This window comes from Actinomadura chibensis NBRC 106107 (assembly GCF_001552135.1).
Lineage (GTDB): Bacteria > Actinomycetota > Actinomycetes > Streptosporangiales > Streptosporangiaceae > Spirillospora > Spirillospora chibensis.
In genome coordinates, this window is sequence record NZ_BCQP01000053.1 from 15997 (window position 1) to 30966 (window position 14970).

At 72.8% G+C, this 14970-nt stretch carries 17 protein-coding genes; 8 read left to right on the forward strand and 9 right to left on the reverse strand.

What is annotated here, in order from left to right:
- The first annotated feature begins 70 nt into the window (after positions 1 to 70).
- Together ACH01S_RS29350 and ACH01S_RS29355 are read left to right on the forward strand one after the other, a co-directional pair.
- Positions 71 to 433, forward strand: a complete 363-nt coding sequence (locus ACH01S_RS29350) for a DUF2516 family protein (protein ID WP_067898736.1) — start codon at positions 71 to 73, stop codon at positions 431 to 433.
- Positions 434 to 474: 41 nt separating this feature from the next.
- Entirely contained in the window at positions 475 to 1194 is a 720-nt protein-coding gene (locus ACH01S_RS29355) for an alanyl-tRNA editing protein (RefSeq protein WP_218010442.1), read from the forward strand.
- Positions 1195 to 1263: 69 nt separating this feature from the next.
- Here the strand turns inward: ACH01S_RS29355 and ACH01S_RS29360 are convergent, their stop codons facing one another.
- Positions 1264 to 1893: a TetR family transcriptional regulator gene (locus tag ACH01S_RS29360; protein WP_067898741.1), complete on the reverse strand. Its 630-nt coding sequence runs from the start codon at positions 1891 to 1893 to the stop codon at positions 1264 to 1266.
- 71 nt (positions 1894 to 1964) lie between these two features.
- Here ACH01S_RS29360 and ACH01S_RS29365 point away from each other — a divergent pair, with 71 nt between their 5' ends.
- On the forward strand, positions 1965 to 4268 hold the full coding sequence (locus tag ACH01S_RS29365; RefSeq protein WP_067898744.1) for an MMPL family transporter: 2304 nt from the start codon (positions 1965 to 1967) through the stop codon (positions 4266 to 4268).
- Positions 4269 to 4275: 7 nt separating this feature from the next.
- Here ACH01S_RS29365 and ACH01S_RS29370 read toward each other — a convergent pair whose 3' ends face one another.
- Genes ACH01S_RS29370 through mshA form a run of 3 tightly spaced genes read right to left on the reverse strand, consistent with a single transcriptional unit; the run spans position 4276 to position 6891 of the window.
- A complete protein-coding gene (locus ACH01S_RS29370; RefSeq protein WP_067898747.1) occupies positions 4276 to 5076 on the reverse strand; it encodes a phosphoglyceromutase in 801 nt (266 codons plus the stop codon).
- 28 nt (positions 5077 to 5104) lie between these two features.
- Positions 5105 to 5596, reverse strand: a complete 492-nt coding sequence (locus tag ACH01S_RS29375; protein ID WP_067898750.1) for a type III secretion system chaperone family protein — start codon at positions 5594 to 5596, stop codon at positions 5105 to 5107.
- Positions 5593 to 6891 (reverse strand): D-inositol-3-phosphate glycosyltransferase, encoded by a 1299-nt coding sequence (mshA, locus tag ACH01S_RS29380; protein ID WP_067898753.1) that lies wholly within the window; start codon positions 6889 to 6891, stop codon positions 5593 to 5595. The genes ACH01S_RS29375 and mshA overlap by 4 nt, the downstream gene beginning before the upstream one ends.
- A gap of 142 nt (positions 6892 to 7033) precedes the next feature.
- On the opposite strand from mshA, the gene ACH01S_RS29385 reads away from it, so the two are divergent.
- The gene (locus ACH01S_RS29385; protein WP_067898756.1) at positions 7034 to 7795 is read left to right on the forward strand and encodes an SDR family NAD(P)-dependent oxidoreductase; all 762 of its coding nucleotides are present in this window, start codon (positions 7034 to 7036) and stop codon (positions 7793 to 7795) included.
- Here the strand turns inward: ACH01S_RS29385 and ACH01S_RS29390 are convergent.
- Entirely contained in the window at positions 7780 to 8601 is an 822-nt protein-coding gene (locus ACH01S_RS29390; RefSeq protein ID WP_246237204.1) for a class I SAM-dependent methyltransferase, read from the reverse strand. The two genes, ACH01S_RS29385 and ACH01S_RS29390, sit on opposite strands and share 16 nt — an antisense overlap.
- Before the next feature lie 91 nt (positions 8602 to 8692).
- Here ACH01S_RS29390 and ACH01S_RS29395 point away from each other — a divergent pair, with 91 nt between their 5' ends.
- Positions 8693 to 9517 (forward strand): TIGR03084 family metal-binding protein, encoded by an 825-nt coding sequence (locus ACH01S_RS29395; RefSeq protein WP_067898762.1) that lies wholly within the window; start codon positions 8693 to 8695, stop codon positions 9515 to 9517.
- A gap of 61 nt (positions 9518 to 9578) precedes the next feature.
- Entirely contained in the window at positions 9579 to 10055 is a 477-nt protein-coding gene (locus ACH01S_RS29400; RefSeq protein WP_067898765.1) for a universal stress protein, read from the forward strand.
- Between the two features lie 3 nt (positions 10056 to 10058).
- Here ACH01S_RS29400 and ACH01S_RS29405 read toward each other — a convergent pair whose 3' ends face one another.
- Positions 10059 to 10571, reverse strand: coding sequence for an O-acetyl-ADP-ribose deacetylase (locus tag ACH01S_RS29405; protein ID WP_067898768.1), 513 nt, complete (start codon positions 10569 to 10571; stop codon positions 10059 to 10061).
- Between the two features lie 261 nt (positions 10572 to 10832).
- On the opposite strand from ACH01S_RS29405, the gene ACH01S_RS29410 reads away from it, so the two are divergent.
- The gene (locus tag ACH01S_RS29410) at positions 10833 to 11696 is read left to right on the forward strand and encodes an NAD-dependent epimerase/dehydratase family protein (protein WP_067898771.1); all 864 of its coding nucleotides are present in this window, start codon (positions 10833 to 10835) and stop codon (positions 11694 to 11696) included.
- 57 nt (positions 11697 to 11753) lie between these two features.
- On the opposite strand, the gene ACH01S_RS29415 is transcribed toward ACH01S_RS29410, so the two are convergent.
- On the reverse strand, positions 11754 to 12533 hold the full coding sequence (locus ACH01S_RS29415) for a dioxygenase family protein (protein WP_067898774.1): 780 nt from the start codon (positions 12531 to 12533) through the stop codon (positions 11754 to 11756).
- Positions 12534 to 12631: 98 nt separating this feature from the next.
- On the opposite strand from ACH01S_RS29415, the gene ACH01S_RS29420 reads away from it, so the two are divergent.
- The gene (locus ACH01S_RS29420; protein ID WP_067898777.1) at positions 12632 to 13129 is read left to right on the forward strand and encodes a MarR family winged helix-turn-helix transcriptional regulator; all 498 of its coding nucleotides are present in this window, start codon (positions 12632 to 12634) and stop codon (positions 13127 to 13129) included.
- Here ACH01S_RS29420 and ACH01S_RS29425 read toward each other — a convergent pair.
- Both ACH01S_RS29425 and ACH01S_RS29430 read right to left on the reverse strand, forming a co-directional pair.
- Entirely contained in the window at positions 13126 to 14337 is a 1212-nt protein-coding gene (locus ACH01S_RS29425; RefSeq protein WP_083981273.1) for a winged helix DNA-binding domain-containing protein, read from the reverse strand. The genes ACH01S_RS29420 and ACH01S_RS29425 overlap by 4 nt on opposite strands.
- Positions 14327 to 14965 carry a TetR/AcrR family transcriptional regulator gene (locus ACH01S_RS29430; RefSeq protein WP_067898780.1) on the reverse strand — a complete coding sequence of 213 codons (639 nt, stop codon included), beginning with the start codon at positions 14963 to 14965 and terminating at the stop codon, positions 14327 to 14329. The genes ACH01S_RS29425 and ACH01S_RS29430 overlap by 11 nt, the downstream gene beginning before the upstream one ends.
- Positions 14966 to 14970: the final 5 nt, after the last annotated feature.

Genomic DNA, 14970 nt, shown 5'->3' on the forward strand with positions numbered 1-14970 from the left:
GGGGTATCCGAGGCCCCGTGTGCGCGACGCATGAGTCGCCGTCCGAGACGAGCAGGAGCGCTGATCGCCGATGTCGGACTTCAACGTGCTGGACTACTTCTTCTGGCTATTGCTGATCATCGCGTTCGCGATGGAGGCGTGGGCGCTGATCGACTCGCTGACCGTGCCGGAGGGGGCGTTCTCCGCCGCGAGCAAGCAGACCAAGAAGCTGTGGACGATCATCCTGATCGTCGCGACGGTGGTCGGCGCCGCCTACGCGATCGCGCCGGTCGCGCTCGGCGCCAGCCCGATCGCGCTGCTGCTCGGCATCCTCCCGGTCGCCGCGTTCATCGCCGGGGCCGTCTACCTGGCGGACGTCCGCCCGGCGGTCGCCCCCTACAAGAAGAAGGGGCGCGGCGGCTCGTCCCGCTCGGGCCCCTACGGCCCCTGGTAACCGGTGTCGGGTCCCCTCACTAATGTGAGGGGATGGAGAGCATGGGACGCACGGCCCGCCTGGAACTGGACGACCAGGGGCTGCGGGAATGGGAGGCGGTCGTCCTCGACGCCGGGCCGGACGGGATCGTCCTCGACCGGTCGGCGTTCTACCCGGGCGGCGGCGGGCAGCCGCCGGACCACGGGGTGCTGCTGTGGCAGGGCGTCCAGACGCGGATCGCGGGGGTCCGCAAGGGCGACGACCTGGTCCTGATCCCGGTGGAGGGCGACCCGGTCCCGCCGGTCGGCGCCGCCGTGCGGTGCGCGGTGGAGGACGACCGCCGCACCGCGCTGATGCGCACCCACTCGGGCCTGCACCTGCTGTGCGGGGTGGTCTTCCGCGACTACGGCTGCCTCGTGACCGGCGGGAACATGGAGCCGCTGAGCGCGCGGATGGACTTCGACCTCCGCGAGGTCCCGCCGGGGTTCAAGGAGACCGTGGAGGACGCCTGCAACGCCGAGGTCGAGGCCGACCGGCGCATCGACGTCCGGACCTTGCCGCGGGCCGAGGCGTTCGAGATCCCCGACATCATCCGGACGGCGACGAACCTCGTCCCGCCCGAGGTCCGGGACGTCCGGATCGTCGACATCGTGGGCCTCGACACGCAGGCCGACGGCGGCACGCACGTCGCGTCCACGAAGCAGATCGGCCGCATCAGGGTCGCGAAGGTCGAGAACAAGGGCCGCGGCTTCCGCCGCCTCCGCATAAAGATCGAGGACTGACCCCGCGGGACCGGCGCGGCGCGGGCCGGGCACCGGCGGCGGGCGCCTCCGCCGGCCGGTGCCCGGGGCCTACGGGGACGGGCGCGACAGGGCGTCCACCGAGGTCAGGCCGTGCTCGACGATGTCCACGGCGCGGTCGAGGGCGGCGCGCATGGCGTCCGGGTCGTAGCCCGCGCGGCGGCAGTGCGCGATGACGGCCTGCATGCCGCCGACCGCGATGCCGGCCGCGGCGACGGCGTCGATCTCCGCGATGCCCGGACACAACTCGCGCAACAGCGCCTCGATCGCCTCCTGGGTGTGCGTCATCCGCTGCAGCGCGCGGGCCTGGAGGCCGGGGCGCTCCAGGATCAGCGCGATCTGGACGGCCCCGTACTCGCCGTGCTCGGTGACGATCGCCTCCAGGACGTCCACGACGCTGCGCCGGATCGTGTCCATCGGCGACTCGCCGGGGGTGCGGCGCAGCCGCTCGGACACCTCGGCGAGCCGGTCGTCGACCTCGGCGAAGACCACGTCCTCCTTGGACGGGAAGTAGCCGAAGAACGTCCGCGGGGACACCTCGGCCGCCGCGGCGATGTCGGCGATCGTCGTCTCCTCGTAGCCGCGCTCGGCGAACAGGCGCAGCGCGGAGGTCGCGATGGCCCGCCGGGTGCGCTGCTTCTTGCGCTCCCGCAGGCCGGCCCGGGTTCCGCCGCCGTCCATGTGACGGACGTTACCACGACTGCAAAGTTGCAGCTATTGCAAAACTGCACGCTGTCCGGTTTTCTGCGGACATGGCGCGTTTCCTGGACGCCCTCGGACGTCTCTGCGTGCGGCGCCGGCGCGCGGTCTTCGAGCTGTGGTTCGCCGCGATGCTCGGCGCGGCCGTCCTCGGGCTGCTGCACGGCGGCATGTTCGTCCAGCAGAGCACGCTGCCCGGCACCGAGACGCAGCGCGCCATCGACGCCCTGTCCCGCGACTTCCCGGCGATGACCGGCCCGACCGCGACCGTCGTGTTCCACGAGACGCGCGCGGCGAGCCCGGCGGACTGGCGGGTCGCGCTCACCGTCGGCCGGTCGATCGAGAACCTCACGAAACTCGACCGGGTCGCCTTCTGCGAAAATCCCTACGCCCAGGGAATGGGCGGGTTGAAGGACGACGACGCGGTCGTCGTCCGGCTCAATTTCGCCGGGACGATGAGCGATGTCGGCGCCGCCGACCTCGACGCGCTGAACCGCGCCGTGGAGCCCGCGCGAATGGCCGGGCTGGAGGTGAAGTTCGGCGGCATCGTCGCGATGATCCTGAACCAGCCGAAGGGCGGGCCGCAGGAGGGGGCGGGCATCCTGCTGGCCCTCGTTGTGCTGCTGCTGGCGTTCGGCTCGTTCCTCGCGGCGGGCGTCCCGATTCTCGTGTCCCTGTGCGGGCTGGTCGTCGCGTATTCGCTGGTGCATTTCTCGGCATCGCTGTTCCAGATCGCGCCGACCGCGCCGATGGTGGCGGCGATGCTCGGCATCGGCGCGGGAATCGACTACGCGCTGTTCATCGTCACCCGTTACCGACAGCAGCTCGCGGAGGGCGACGACGTCGAGACCGCGGTCGGACGCGCCATGGCCCATTCCGGGCACGCCGTACTCTTCGCCGGGGGAACGGTGGTCTTCGCGATCTGCGGCCTTTTCCTGTCGGGCATCGCGTTCATCGGACGGATCGGCTTCGCCGCCGCGCTCGCCGTCGCCGTCATGGTCGTCGCGGCGCTGACCCTGCTGCCCGCGATCCTCGGCGCGCTGGGCGGCCGCATCGACCGCTACCGCCTGCCGCGCGTCCGCCCCGACCGGAGTTCGCGCAGATGGGAGGCGTGGGGACGGCACGTGGACCGGCACGCCTGGCCCTACGCGATCGGCGCGACCCTGGTCCTCCTGACCCTGTCCGTCCCGACGCTGGACCTGAAGTTCGGCGTGATGGCGGACAGCATGTCCTCACGCCGAATGGAGGCCCGGCAGGCGTACGACATCGTCGCGGAGGAATTCGGCCCCGGGCACTACAGCCCGTTCGTGGTGGTCGCGACGGTCCCCGGGCGGCAAAAGGCCGCGGAACCCGGGAACCCGGTGCCGACCGTCAAAGGCCCCCAAGGACTCAGCGGCCTGACGGGCCCCGCCGCCACGGCCCCGCCACCGCCCGCCCCGCGGCAGCCGAAAGGCGCCCCGGACCTCACCAAGAAGCCCGACAAACGCGCGATCCTCATCGGCCAGGAATTGCGGCAGCGGCTTTCCGAGGCGCCCGGTGTCGTCTTCGCGGGCGAACCCGTCGTGATCGGGACGACCGCGATGGTCCAGGTCGTCCCCCGGGACGCGCCGCACGCCGATTCGACCACCGCCCTCGTCCGCCGCCTCCGCGAGGTGGAGATCCCCGCCGTCCGGGACGCGCACCCCGGCGCGCGGATCTCCCTGGGCGGCGAGAACCCCGCCATCATCGACATCGCGACGACCGTGGGGAACCGCATGCGGAACGTCGTCATCGCGGTCGTGGGCGTCGCGCTGCTGCTCCTCGTCATCGCGTTCCGGTCGATCGTCGTCCCGGTGAAGGCGGCGCTGATGAACCTGCTGTCGATCGGCGCGTCGTTCGGCGTCGTCACGGCGGTCTTCCAGTGGGGCTGGGGCGTCGGCCTGCTCGGACTCGACCAGCCCATTCCCATCATGTCGTTCGTGCCGCTGTTCATGTTCGCGCTGATATTCGGCCTGTCCATGGACTACGAGGTGTTCCTCCTGTCGCGCATCAAGGAGGAATACGAGCGCACGGGCGACCCGCACGAGTCGGTCGTGACCGGCATCGGCGCCACGGCCCGCCTCATCTCGTCGGCCGCGCTCATCATGATCTTCGTGTTCGCGGGTTTCGTCCCGCAGCCGGACGCGACCGTCAAGATGATGGCCCTCGGCCTGGCGGTGGCGGTGGCCATGGACGCCACGATCGTCCGCCTGGTCCTCGTCCCGGCCCTGATGAGCCTCCTGGGCCACGCGAACTGGTGGTGGCCGGGGCGCTCCCGTCCCAGACCGGTCCCTCCGGACCCGGCGCCCGAACAACTCGAACTGAAGGTGCCGAGCTAGCGGCGGGCTACTTCTTCTTGCGGCCCTTCTTCGGCTCCGGGGGCTTGGGGAGGGGCGGGGCGGAGGCGGCGCCCTGGTTCTTGACGGCTTCGATGGCGGCCTTGGCGGCGGCCGGGTCGAGGTACTCGCCGCCGCGCTTCAACGGCGCGAAGTCGTCGTCGAGTTCGTAGACGAGCGGGATCCCGGTGGGGATGTTGAGGCCGACGATCTGCTCGTCGGAGACGTCGTCCAGGTGCTTGACGAGGCCGCGCAGGGAGTTGCCGTGCGCGGCGACGAGGACGGTCCTCCCGGCGGCGAGGTCGGGGACGATCGCGTCGTACCAGTAGGGCAGCATCCGGTCGACGACGTCGGCGAGGCATTCCGAGCGGGGGATCAGCTCGGACGGCAGTTCCGCGTAGCGGAGGTCGTTCACCTGGGAAAGGGGGTCGTCGTCCTTGATGGGCGGCGGCGGGGTGTCGTAGGAACGGCGCCAGATCATGAACTGCTCTTCGCCGAACTCCTCGCGCGTCTGCGCCTTGTTCTTCCCCTGGAGGGCGCCGTAATGGCGTTCGTTGAGCCGCCAGGACCGCTTGACCGGGATCCAGAGCAGGTCGGCGACGTCCAAGGCGATGTTGGCGGTGCGGATGGCCCGCTTCAGCAGGGAGGTGTGCACCACGTCCGGGGTGATGTCGGCGTCGAGCAGCAGGTCGCCGCCCCGGGTCGCCTCGCTCTCACCCTTCGCCGACAGGTCGACGTCCACCCAGCCGGTGAACAGTCCCTCCGCGTTCCAGACGCTTTCGCCGTGCCGCAGCAATACCAGGGTCGCCATGGGCGAAAGCCTATCGGCACGGCGGAACTCAGTCGCGGTTGGCCGGGTCCGCGAACGAGGCGAAGGCGCGCAGGTTGGCGAGGCTCTCGCCGCGTTTGACGCGCCAGTCCCATTCGCGCTGGATGGACGTCTTGAACCCGCGTTCCAGCGCCTTGTCGAAGTTCTCGTCGGAGTAGGTGAGGACGCAGCCGAGCAGCCGGTCGATCTCGTCCGGGGAGACGGACGCGAGCGGCACCCGTCCGACGAGATGGACGTCGCCGACGTCGTCCAGCGCGAACGCCACCCCGTACATCCGGCCGTTCTTCTCCAGCAGGAAACGGTAGAACTCGGCGTGGTTCTCGTCGGGACGGCGGCAGAAGAACGCCTCCACGTGCAGGCTGTGCTCGCCGACGATCAGCCACGTCATGGTGGCGAGCTTGTGCTGCCCGGGGAGCTTGACGAAGAACGCGTTCTCGCGCGGCTCGTCGAACTCCAGCTCGGCCGCCCGCAGGCTCTCCCTGATCGTCTCGACGACGCTCAAGCGGTCACCTCCACCTGCCCGGTCGGCATCGGTCCCATCTCCACAGCACCGGTATACACGTCGAGCAGGTCGTCGACGGTGGCGTCCCACCCGAAGCCGTGCGCGTGGCGGACGGCGCCGCGCGCGAGGCGGGCGTGCAGGCCGGGCTCGGCGTCGAGGCGGCGCAGGACGGCCGCGTAGTCCGCCGGGTCGTGCCCGGAGATCAGGACGCCGGACTCGCCGTCGGCGACCGCCGTGCAGAGGCCGCCGACGCGGGACGCGACGACCGGCGTCCCGCACGCCTGCGACTCGACGGCGACGAGCCCGAACGACTCGCTGTAGGACGGGACGACGGTGACGTCCGCGGCCCGGTACCAGTCGGCCAGCTCGGCCTGCGGCGCCGGCGGCTCGAACCGCGTCACGTCGGAGATGCCGAGCCCGGCGGCGAGGTTCTGGAGCCCCTCGGGGCGCTGCCGCCCGGAGCCGCTCGGCCCGCCGACGACCGCGACGACGAGGCGGCGGCGCAGCGCCGGGTCGTCGGCGAGCATCCGGGCGACGGCGCGGAGCAGGACGTCCGGCGCCTTCAGCGGCTGGATGCGGCCGACGAACAGCAGCACGTAGGCGTCCGGGGGGAGGCCGAGGCGGCGGCGGGCGGGGCCCGGCCCGCGCGGGACGAGCGACGGCTCGGGACGGAACACCGACAGGTCGACGCCGGGGCTGACGGTCGCGACCCGCGCCGGGTCGGCGCCGTAGAGGTCGACGAGCTCGCGCGCCTCCTTGGCGGTGTTGGCGACGAGCTGGTCCGACGACGCGACGACCTGCTCCTCGCCGAGGACGCGCTCGTCCGGTTCCGGCCGGTCGCCGTCCGCCAGCGCCAGGTTCTTGACCTTCGCCATCGTGTGCATGGAGTGGACGAGCGGGACGCCCCAGCGCCGCTTCGCCGCCCATCCGGCCTGACCGGACAGCCAGTAGTGCGTGTGGAGGAGGTCGTAGTGCCCGGGCTCGTGCATCGCCTCGACGCGCAGGATCCCGGACGTGAAGCCGCAGAGCTGGCGGGGCAGCTCGGTCTTGTCCAGCTCCTCGAACGGCCCGGCGACGACGTTGCGGACCAGCACGCCCGGCGCCAGCTCGACGACGGGCGGCAGGGCGCGGCAGGTGGCGCGGGTGAAGACGTCCACCTCGACACCGCGCTCGGCCAGCCGTTTCGCCACCTCGACGACGTACACGTTCAGGCCGCCCGCGTCGCCGGTGCCCGGCTGGTCGAGAGGGGAAGTATGAACACTGACGGTCGCAACCCGGTTGATACGACGCGACACCGGACATCACCTCCGTTGGTGCAACCTATCGACCGTGTCGCCTGTTCCCCCGCCGCGGGGCCCGTCCGACCGCGGGACGCGCGTGCGTTCGATCACGGGACGCGCGTGCGAGCCGCGGGCGCGGGCCTGGGAGGCTGGGCGCATGCGTAAGACGGCGGTAGTGACCGGAGCAAGCAGCGGGATCGGGGCGGCCACGGCGCGTCGCCTCGCGGCGGAGGGGTTCCATGTCGTCCTCGCGGCGCGGCGCCGCGACCGGCTGGACGCCCTCGCCAAGGAGATCGCCGAGGACGTCCCGGGGGCGGGACGGGCCGCGGCCGTGACCCTGGACGTGACGTCGCAGGAGTCCGTGGACGCCCTCGCGGCGGCGGTCGGCGGCTGCCACGTCCTCGTCAACAACGCGGGCGGGGCGCTCGGCCTGGACCCGGTCGCCACCGCCGACCTGGACGAATGGCGCGCCATGTACGAGACGAACGTCCTCGGGCTGGTGCGCGTCACGAAGGCGCTGCTGCCGGAGCTGATCGCGAGCGGCGCGGGCCACATCGTCAACATCACCTCGCTGGCGGCGCACGTCGCCTACGAGGGCGGGGGCGGGTACAACGCGGCCAAGTACGCGGCCTACGCGGCGAACGAGGTGCTGCGCCTCGAACTGGTCGCCGAGCCGGTGCGGGTCACCGAGATCGCGCCGGGCCTCGTGAAGACCGAGGAGTTCTCGCTGGTCAGGTTCCACGGGGACGCGGAGCGGGCGGCGAAGCCCTACGAGGGCGTGCCCGAGCCGCTCGTCGCGGACGACGTCGCCGACTGCGTGGCGTGGGCCGTGACGCGTCCGCCGCACGTGAACATCGACCGGATCGACGTCCAGCCGCGCGTGCAGGCCGCGCCGCACCGGCTTCACCGGGAGGCGTAGGGCGCGACCGCCGTCCAGGGGAAGGTCACCTCACCGAGCCGCCACCTGTTCCTTCCCCCGTAGGGCGGACGGGTGACGACGGGATGCGTCCGCGCGAGCAGCGCGACCGCCTCCACCCAGCGGGCGCGCGGTCCGAACGCCGAGTGCGGCGCGGCCGTCGCCCAGCAGCGGTCGAACGCCGCGAGCAGGTCGTGGACGGGCTCGCCCGGCACGTTCCGGTGGATCAGCGTCTTCGGCAGCCGCTCCGCGAGCGCCGACGGACGCTCCAGCGTCGGCAGGTGCGCGGCGAACGTGATCGTCCGGGGGCCGTCCGGGGTGAGGGTCGCCCAGACCGCGCGGCGGCCGATCTCGTCGCACGTCCCCTCGACGAGGACGCCGGACGGGTCGAGCCGCGCGGCCAGCTCGTCCCAGGCACGCCAGGCCGCGTCCTCGCCGTACTGGCGCAGCACGTTGAACGCCCTGACCAGCACGGGCGGGCGCGGGACCGGCAGCTCGAACCCGCCGCGCCGGAACGACAGGCCGTCCAGGCGGCGGGCGGCGAGCACGGCGACCCCGGCCGCGACGCGCTCGGCGTCGATCTCGACGCCGACGACCTCCAGCCGCGGCGACACGGCGCGCAGCCGGGTGAACAGCTCGACGGTCGTCACCGGGGACGCGCCGTACCCGAGGTCGACGGCCAGCGGGCGCGCGCCCGCGCGCAGCGGTCCGGTCTGGGTGGCGGCGATCCAGCGGTCTACGCGGCGCAGCCGGTTGGGGGCGGTGGTGCCGCGCGTCACCTCCCCGCGCGGCTTCGGGATGGGGGGCACCGGGTCATTGTTCCGTGTCGTCCCTGATGCTCCGTCCGTCGCCATAGGGGGCGGATGTACGGCGGGACGCCGGGCGGGCGATCATAGTCGGATGCCCGACCTGTCCCGCCTGCTCGGCGACCTGGCCGCCGAAGGCGACTCCCTCGACGCGCTGGTCGCGCCGCTGCCCGCCGCGCGCTGGGCGGACCCGACGCCCGCCGAGGGCTGGACGATCGCGCACCAGATCGCCCACCTCGCCTGGACGGACGGCCAGGCGACCGTCGCCGCCACCGACGCCCCCGCCTTCGCGAGACTCCTGGAAGCGGCCCTCGCGGACCCCGGCGACTACGTCGAGGCGGGCGCGCGGGAGGGCGCCGCCGACGACCCGGCCCGGCTCCTCGCGCGCTGGCGCGACGGGCGCCGCCGCGTCGTCGAGGCGCTCGCCGCCGTCCCGGCGGGGGAGCGGCTCCCGTGGTTCGGGCCGCCGATGGGCGCCGCGTCCATGGCGACCGCGCGGCTGATGGAGACGTGGGCGCACGGCGAGGACGTCGCGGAGGCGCTCGGCGTCCGCCGCGCGCCGACCGGACGGCTCCGGCACGTCGCGCACATCGGCGTCCGGACCCGCGACTTCTCCTTCCGCAACCGCGGGCTGGAACCGCCGGACGAGGAGTTCCGCGTCGTCCTCGACGGCCCGGACGGCGACACCTGGACGTGGGGCCCGCCCGGCGCGCGCCAGTCGGTCACCGGCCCGGCGCTCGACTTCTGCCGCGCCGTCACGCAGCGCCGCCACCGCGCCGACCTGGCCCTCGTCGCCACCGGCCCGGACGCCGACCGCTGGCTGGACGTCGCCCAGGCGTTCGCCGGTCCGCCCGGCCCCGGCCGCCCGCCGAGCCGGGAAGGCCGCCCGCCGAGCCGGGAAGGCCGCCCGCCGGGCTGAGAAGGCCGTCCGCCGGGCTGAGGGGACGTTCAAGCCGCGCTCTCGTGGACATCCCTCGCCTATGACGATCCTCATCGCCTACGACGGGTCGGACGACGCGCGGGCCGCGCTCGACTACGCGGCGCGGCACCTGCGTCCCGAGCCCACCGTCGTGATCAGTGTGTGGGAGCCGCTGCTGCTCCAGTTCGCCTGGGCGCCGCTCGTCGCGGAAACGCCGGCCGGTCCCGAGCCCGAGCCGAACGACCGGTTCGAGGAGGAGAAACAGGCGGAACACCTCGCGCGCGAGGGTGCCGACATCCTCAGGGAGGCCGGGCTCACCGACGTGCAGACGCTCGCCGAGCGCGGCGGCGGCCCGGTCTGGAGCGCCATCGTCGACGTCGCGGACGAGCTGGACGCGTCCCTCGTCGTCACCGGCTCGCGCGGCCTCGCGGGCGCCCGGTCGCTGATCCTCGGGAGCGTCTCGACGCGCGTCCTGCACCACGCGCGGCGGCCGGTGCTGGTCGTCCCGCCGAAACAGGAGAAGAAGAAGGCGGGCTGACGGTCAGGCGGCGCCGACGGCGCGCTCGAACGCCTCGTACGCGTCCGCCGTGAACAGGACGAAACGCGCGTCGCGCACCTTGGACGGCGTGGCCCGGACGGTGCCGACCGCGATCCGGGCCGCGTCGTCCACCGGCCAGCCGTAGATCCCCGCCGACACGGCCGGGAACGCGATCGACTCGACGCCGAGCTCGTCCGCGACGCGCAGCGACTCCCGGTAGCAGGAGGCGAGCTGGCCCGACCGGTCCTCGGACGCGGAGTACACCGGCCCCACCGTGTGGATCACCCAGGTCGCGGGGAGCCGTCCCGCCGTCGTCGCGACCGCCTGCCCGGTGGGCAGGCCCCCGCCGTACTGGGACGCGCGCAGCCTGCGGCACTCGTCCAGGATCTCCGGGCCGCCCTTGCGGTGGATCGCCCCGTCCACGCCGCCGCCACCGAGGAGGGCGGAGTTGGCCGCGTTCACCACGGCGTCCACGTCCTGCTCGGTGATGTCGCCCCGGACCAGAGTGATCTTCACGCGCGCCCCTTCTCACGTTGCGGCAGAACCCGTCAGAAGAGAAGAATTCTCCCGCGGGCCGGGCGTGAAACGCGTTCGGGGCCTCCCGGCGGTACGCTCATGGCGGACGGGGCACCGGGGGCGGTTCGGCTCGTCCGACTTCGTCCGGCCGACGCCGTGGGGGGCTCCATGCGGAGGGCCGGACGTGAACAGTGGAACATTGACTGCCTATCCTGCCGTCGAGACGACCACAAAGGCGTGCAAGTCGTGGAGGTTACCCCCTTGAAGATTCTCCTCGCCGGAGCGACCGGAGTCGTCGGTCGCCGGCTGATCCCGCTGCTCGTCCAGGCGGGCCACGAGGTCGCAGGGACGACACGCCGGACCGAGCGCGCCGACCTGCTCCGCGGCCTCGGCGCCACGCCGGTCGTCGTGGACGTCCTCGACGCCGCCGCCGTCCGCGCGGTGCTGGCGGACGTCCGCCCGGACGCGGTGATCCACCAGCTCACCGATCTCAGCGCCGAGGACTTCGCGGCCAACTCCCAGTTGCGCATCGAGGGCACGCGCAACCTGGTCGACGCCGCGCGCGAGGCGGGCGTCGAGACCATGATCGCGCAGAGCATCGCCTGGCTGTACGTGGGCGGCGGCTCCCCGGCCGTCGAGACCGACCCGCTGGACGCCACGCTCCCGCCGTACGCGGGCGTCGCGGCGCTGGAGGAGGCGGTCGCCGAGATGCCGCGCGGCGTCGTGCTCCGCTACGGCGCCCTCTACGGGCCCGGGACGTGGTACGCGCCGGACGGCGCGATCGCCGAGCGGGTCCGCGCGGGCACCCTGCGCCTGGCCCCGTCCTGGACGTCGTTCGTGCACGCCGACGACGCGGCGTCCGCCGCGCTGGCCGCGCTCGACTGGCCCGCGGGAGCGGTCAACATCGTCGACGACGAGCCCGCCACCACGGCCGACTGGCTGCCCGTCTACAGCGCGGCGCTCGGCGCGCCGACGCCGGGCAACGCGGGCAAGCACGCCGCCACGACGGGGCGCCCGGTGTCGAACGAGAAGGCGCTCAGCCTCGGCTGGAAGCCGTCGGTCGCGTCCTGGCGCACCGGCTTCGCCCAGATGGGCGGCGCCTCCGGCGCGGCGGGCGCGGCCTGAACCGGCAAAACGGACGCTCCCGACGGAACGTGACAAAACACAATTAGGGCGGGGTGCTCAGCCGAACTGGAACGAACGCTTGGCGAGCCCGAACCAGTACCCGTCGATCACGGCCCGCCGCCCCTGCCCTCCGGGGTCGGTGGCGGTCGTCGTCGCGGCGCCCAGCGCGACGAAGAGCGGCGCGAAGTGCTCCGTGCGCGGATGGGCGATCCGGACCGCCGGGGCCTTGGCGCGGAAGTCGAGCAGGGCGTCGACGTCGCCGTTCCGCACGGCCTCGTCCGTCCAGGCGTCGAACTCGGCCGACCAGGCGGGCGGGGGCGCGTCCGCGCCGCGCGGCATCTCCCGCAGGTTGTGCGTCGTGAAACCGCTCCCGACGATGAGGACGCCCTGGTCGCGCAGCGGCGCGAGCGCGCGGCCGACGTCGTAGAGCCGCGCCGGTTCCAGTGACGGCATGGACATCTGCAGCACGGGGACGTCGGCGTCCGGATACATCTCCACGAGCGGCACGTAGGCGCCGTGGTCGAGGCCGCGCGTCTCGTCCCGGTGGACGCCGGGGATGAGTTTGCTCACGTCGTCGGCCAGCTCCGGTGCGCCCGGCGCGTCGTACCGGACGCGGTAGTAGTGCTCGGGAAACCCCCAGAAGTCGTACACGAGCGGCACCGGACGGGTGGCGCCGACGGTCAGCGGCGCCTCCTCCCAGTGCGCGGACACCATCAGGATCGCCTTCGGCTTCGGCAGTTCCGCCGACCAGCGGGCCAGTTCGTCCGTCCAGACCGGGTCGTCGGCCAGCGGCGGGGCGCCGTGGCTGAGGTAGAGCACGGGCATCCGGGTCGTCATGTGGTCCCCCCTCTTTTACTTCAGATTTAAACTATATCCGGCGGACTGGTTGAACCTTCAAGTCTTGAAAGTTCAAACTTTTGGGTAGAGTGAGCGATATGACCGAAACGACGGACACGCGATGGCTCGACGCCGAAGAGCAGGAGACCTGGCGCGCCTTCCTGTGGACGTCGCGCCTGCTGAACGAGGCCCTTGACCGGCAGCTCCAGCGCGACTCCGGCATGCCGCACGCGTACTACATGATCCTCGCGATGCTGTCGGAGTCGCCCGGCCGCGCCCGCACCATGACCGAACTGGCCGAAATCGTGTACTCGTCGCCGAGCCGCCTGTCGCACGCCGTCAACCGGCTGGAGGAGGCGGGCTGGGTGCGGCGCGTCAAGCACGGCGCCGACCGCCGCACGACGATCGCCGAACTGACCGACGCGGGGTATGCGGCTCTGGCCGAGGCCGCACCAGGACATGTCGCCGAGGTAAGGCGGCACCTGTTCGACCCGCTGTCGCGGGAGCGCATGCTGGAGTTCCGCGAGACGCTGCACGCCCTCCTCGCCGTCCTCGACCCGAACCGCGAGGCCCCCTGCGCCCGCGACCTCGGCTAGGGGGCCGCGAACTCGATCCTGCGGGTCTTCGCGTCGGGGTGGGCGGCGGAGAGCAGGCGCAGGCCCTCCTCCTCCAGCGCGGTCCGCTCGGGCGCCGGGACCGGGGCGAACGGGGTGACGCGCAGCACCGCCTCCCCGCGCTTCTTCTCGATCTTCCACATGCCGTGGACGAACCCGTCCACCAGGTACGTCGCGCGGATGATGCCGTTCACCGTGAAGATCCGCGCGCGGTGCTCCTCGGTGATGATCCGCGCCCGGTCGGCGTGCGAGAGCAGCAGGTTGTCGAAGTCGGGGACGAACCTGACCGGCGCGGGCGTCCCCGGGTCGGGACGCGGCGCGTCCGGGAGGTCGTAGAGCGTGCGGCCGTTCTCGTCCCGGAAGGCGAGCAGGCGGGGCGCGAGGCGCTCGACCACCTCGCCGAGCCGCGCGAGGCCCGACCAGTGCTGGACGTCCCGGACGCTCGCGGGCCCGAACGCGGCCAGGTAGCGCAGCACCATCTCGTCCAGGGACATCGCGGGTCGCGTCGACGGATCGTCGTCCAGCCAGGCGTCGAGCGTCGTGTGCCGGGCGACGCCCGAAGCGCCCCAGACGCCGCGCGGCGGGACCTGCACCAGCGGCAGCCGCAGCCGGACGGCCCAGCCGAGCAGCGCCGCGTCGTGGTCGGGGAACCGCTCGGCCAGCAGGGCGCGCAGTTCCTTGTCGGTGCGCGGGTCGTCCTCCAGGAGCTTGCGCGCCTCGGCGGTGATCGTGTCGAGGTCGACGCCGTCCAGGTCGGCGGCGCGGGATTTGAGGTGGCCGTCCAGGACGGCCTGGGTCAGCGGGCGCAGCCACCCCGCGTCCCGTGCGCTGACCAGGTGGAGCGTCCCGCGCATGAGCACGATCCGGAGCGCGCGGCGGCTGGTCATCAGCTCGCCGACCTCGGCGAAGTCGAACCCCGCGAGACGGCTCCAGAGGCCGATGTAGGGCGGGTTCGGCGCCTGCGACTGCATGCCGACGAGATGCTCGATCGCGTCCAGCACCGGCATCGCGCGGCGCTCCAGCAGCATCTGCCGCGCCAGCAGCGCGCGGTTCAACGCCCGCCGGTCGAGCGTCTCGGGTCCGGTGGTCGCGGGGGTCGCGGGGGTCGCCTGCAAGGTCTCGGCTATCGCGGTGTCTGCTTCGGCGGTGTCGGTTGTGGCCGGGACGGTGTTCGCGGGGTCAGGCGTCATAGCGGTCCCTGAGCTCGGGCCAGGTGGGCGGAGGGCCCGGCAGTTCGCGTTCGCCGGTGAGGCGCAGCGCGTCCAGCATGAGGGCCAGGTAGCGGTGTTGCAGACGGTTCATGCGGGCGTCGTCGCCGATGCGGATGCCGTGCAGGTACTCCAGGATCACGGAGATGTCGCCGACCTCGATCTCGGGACGCAGCGCGCCCGCCTCCCGGGTGCGCTCCAGCAGCCGCTGCGTCGCGCGGTGGATCTCCTGGCCCTTGCGGCTCATCTCCTCGCTGACCTCGAAGCTGCCCGCGAGCCGCATGGTGAGGGACCCGGCGCCGATGTCGAGGCAGCGGCGCATGAAACCGGCGAACGCCTCCCAGGGGTCGCCGTCGTCGTCCAGCGCGGTGCGGACCTCGGCGAGGTAGCGGTCCATGCCGTCGTCGGCGAGCTTCTGGAGGAGGTCCTCCTTGCTCTTGTAGCGGCGGTACAGCGCGCTGATCCCCACTCCGGCGTGCTCGGCGACCGCCGAGATCGGCGCGCTCGGGTCGGCGGTGAACACCGCCCGCGCCGCCTCCCTGATCAGCTCGTCGTTCCGCGCCGCCTGGGCCTTGCGCCCGCTCATGGGCGCCGGTGCCGTGGTGTCCATGCGTC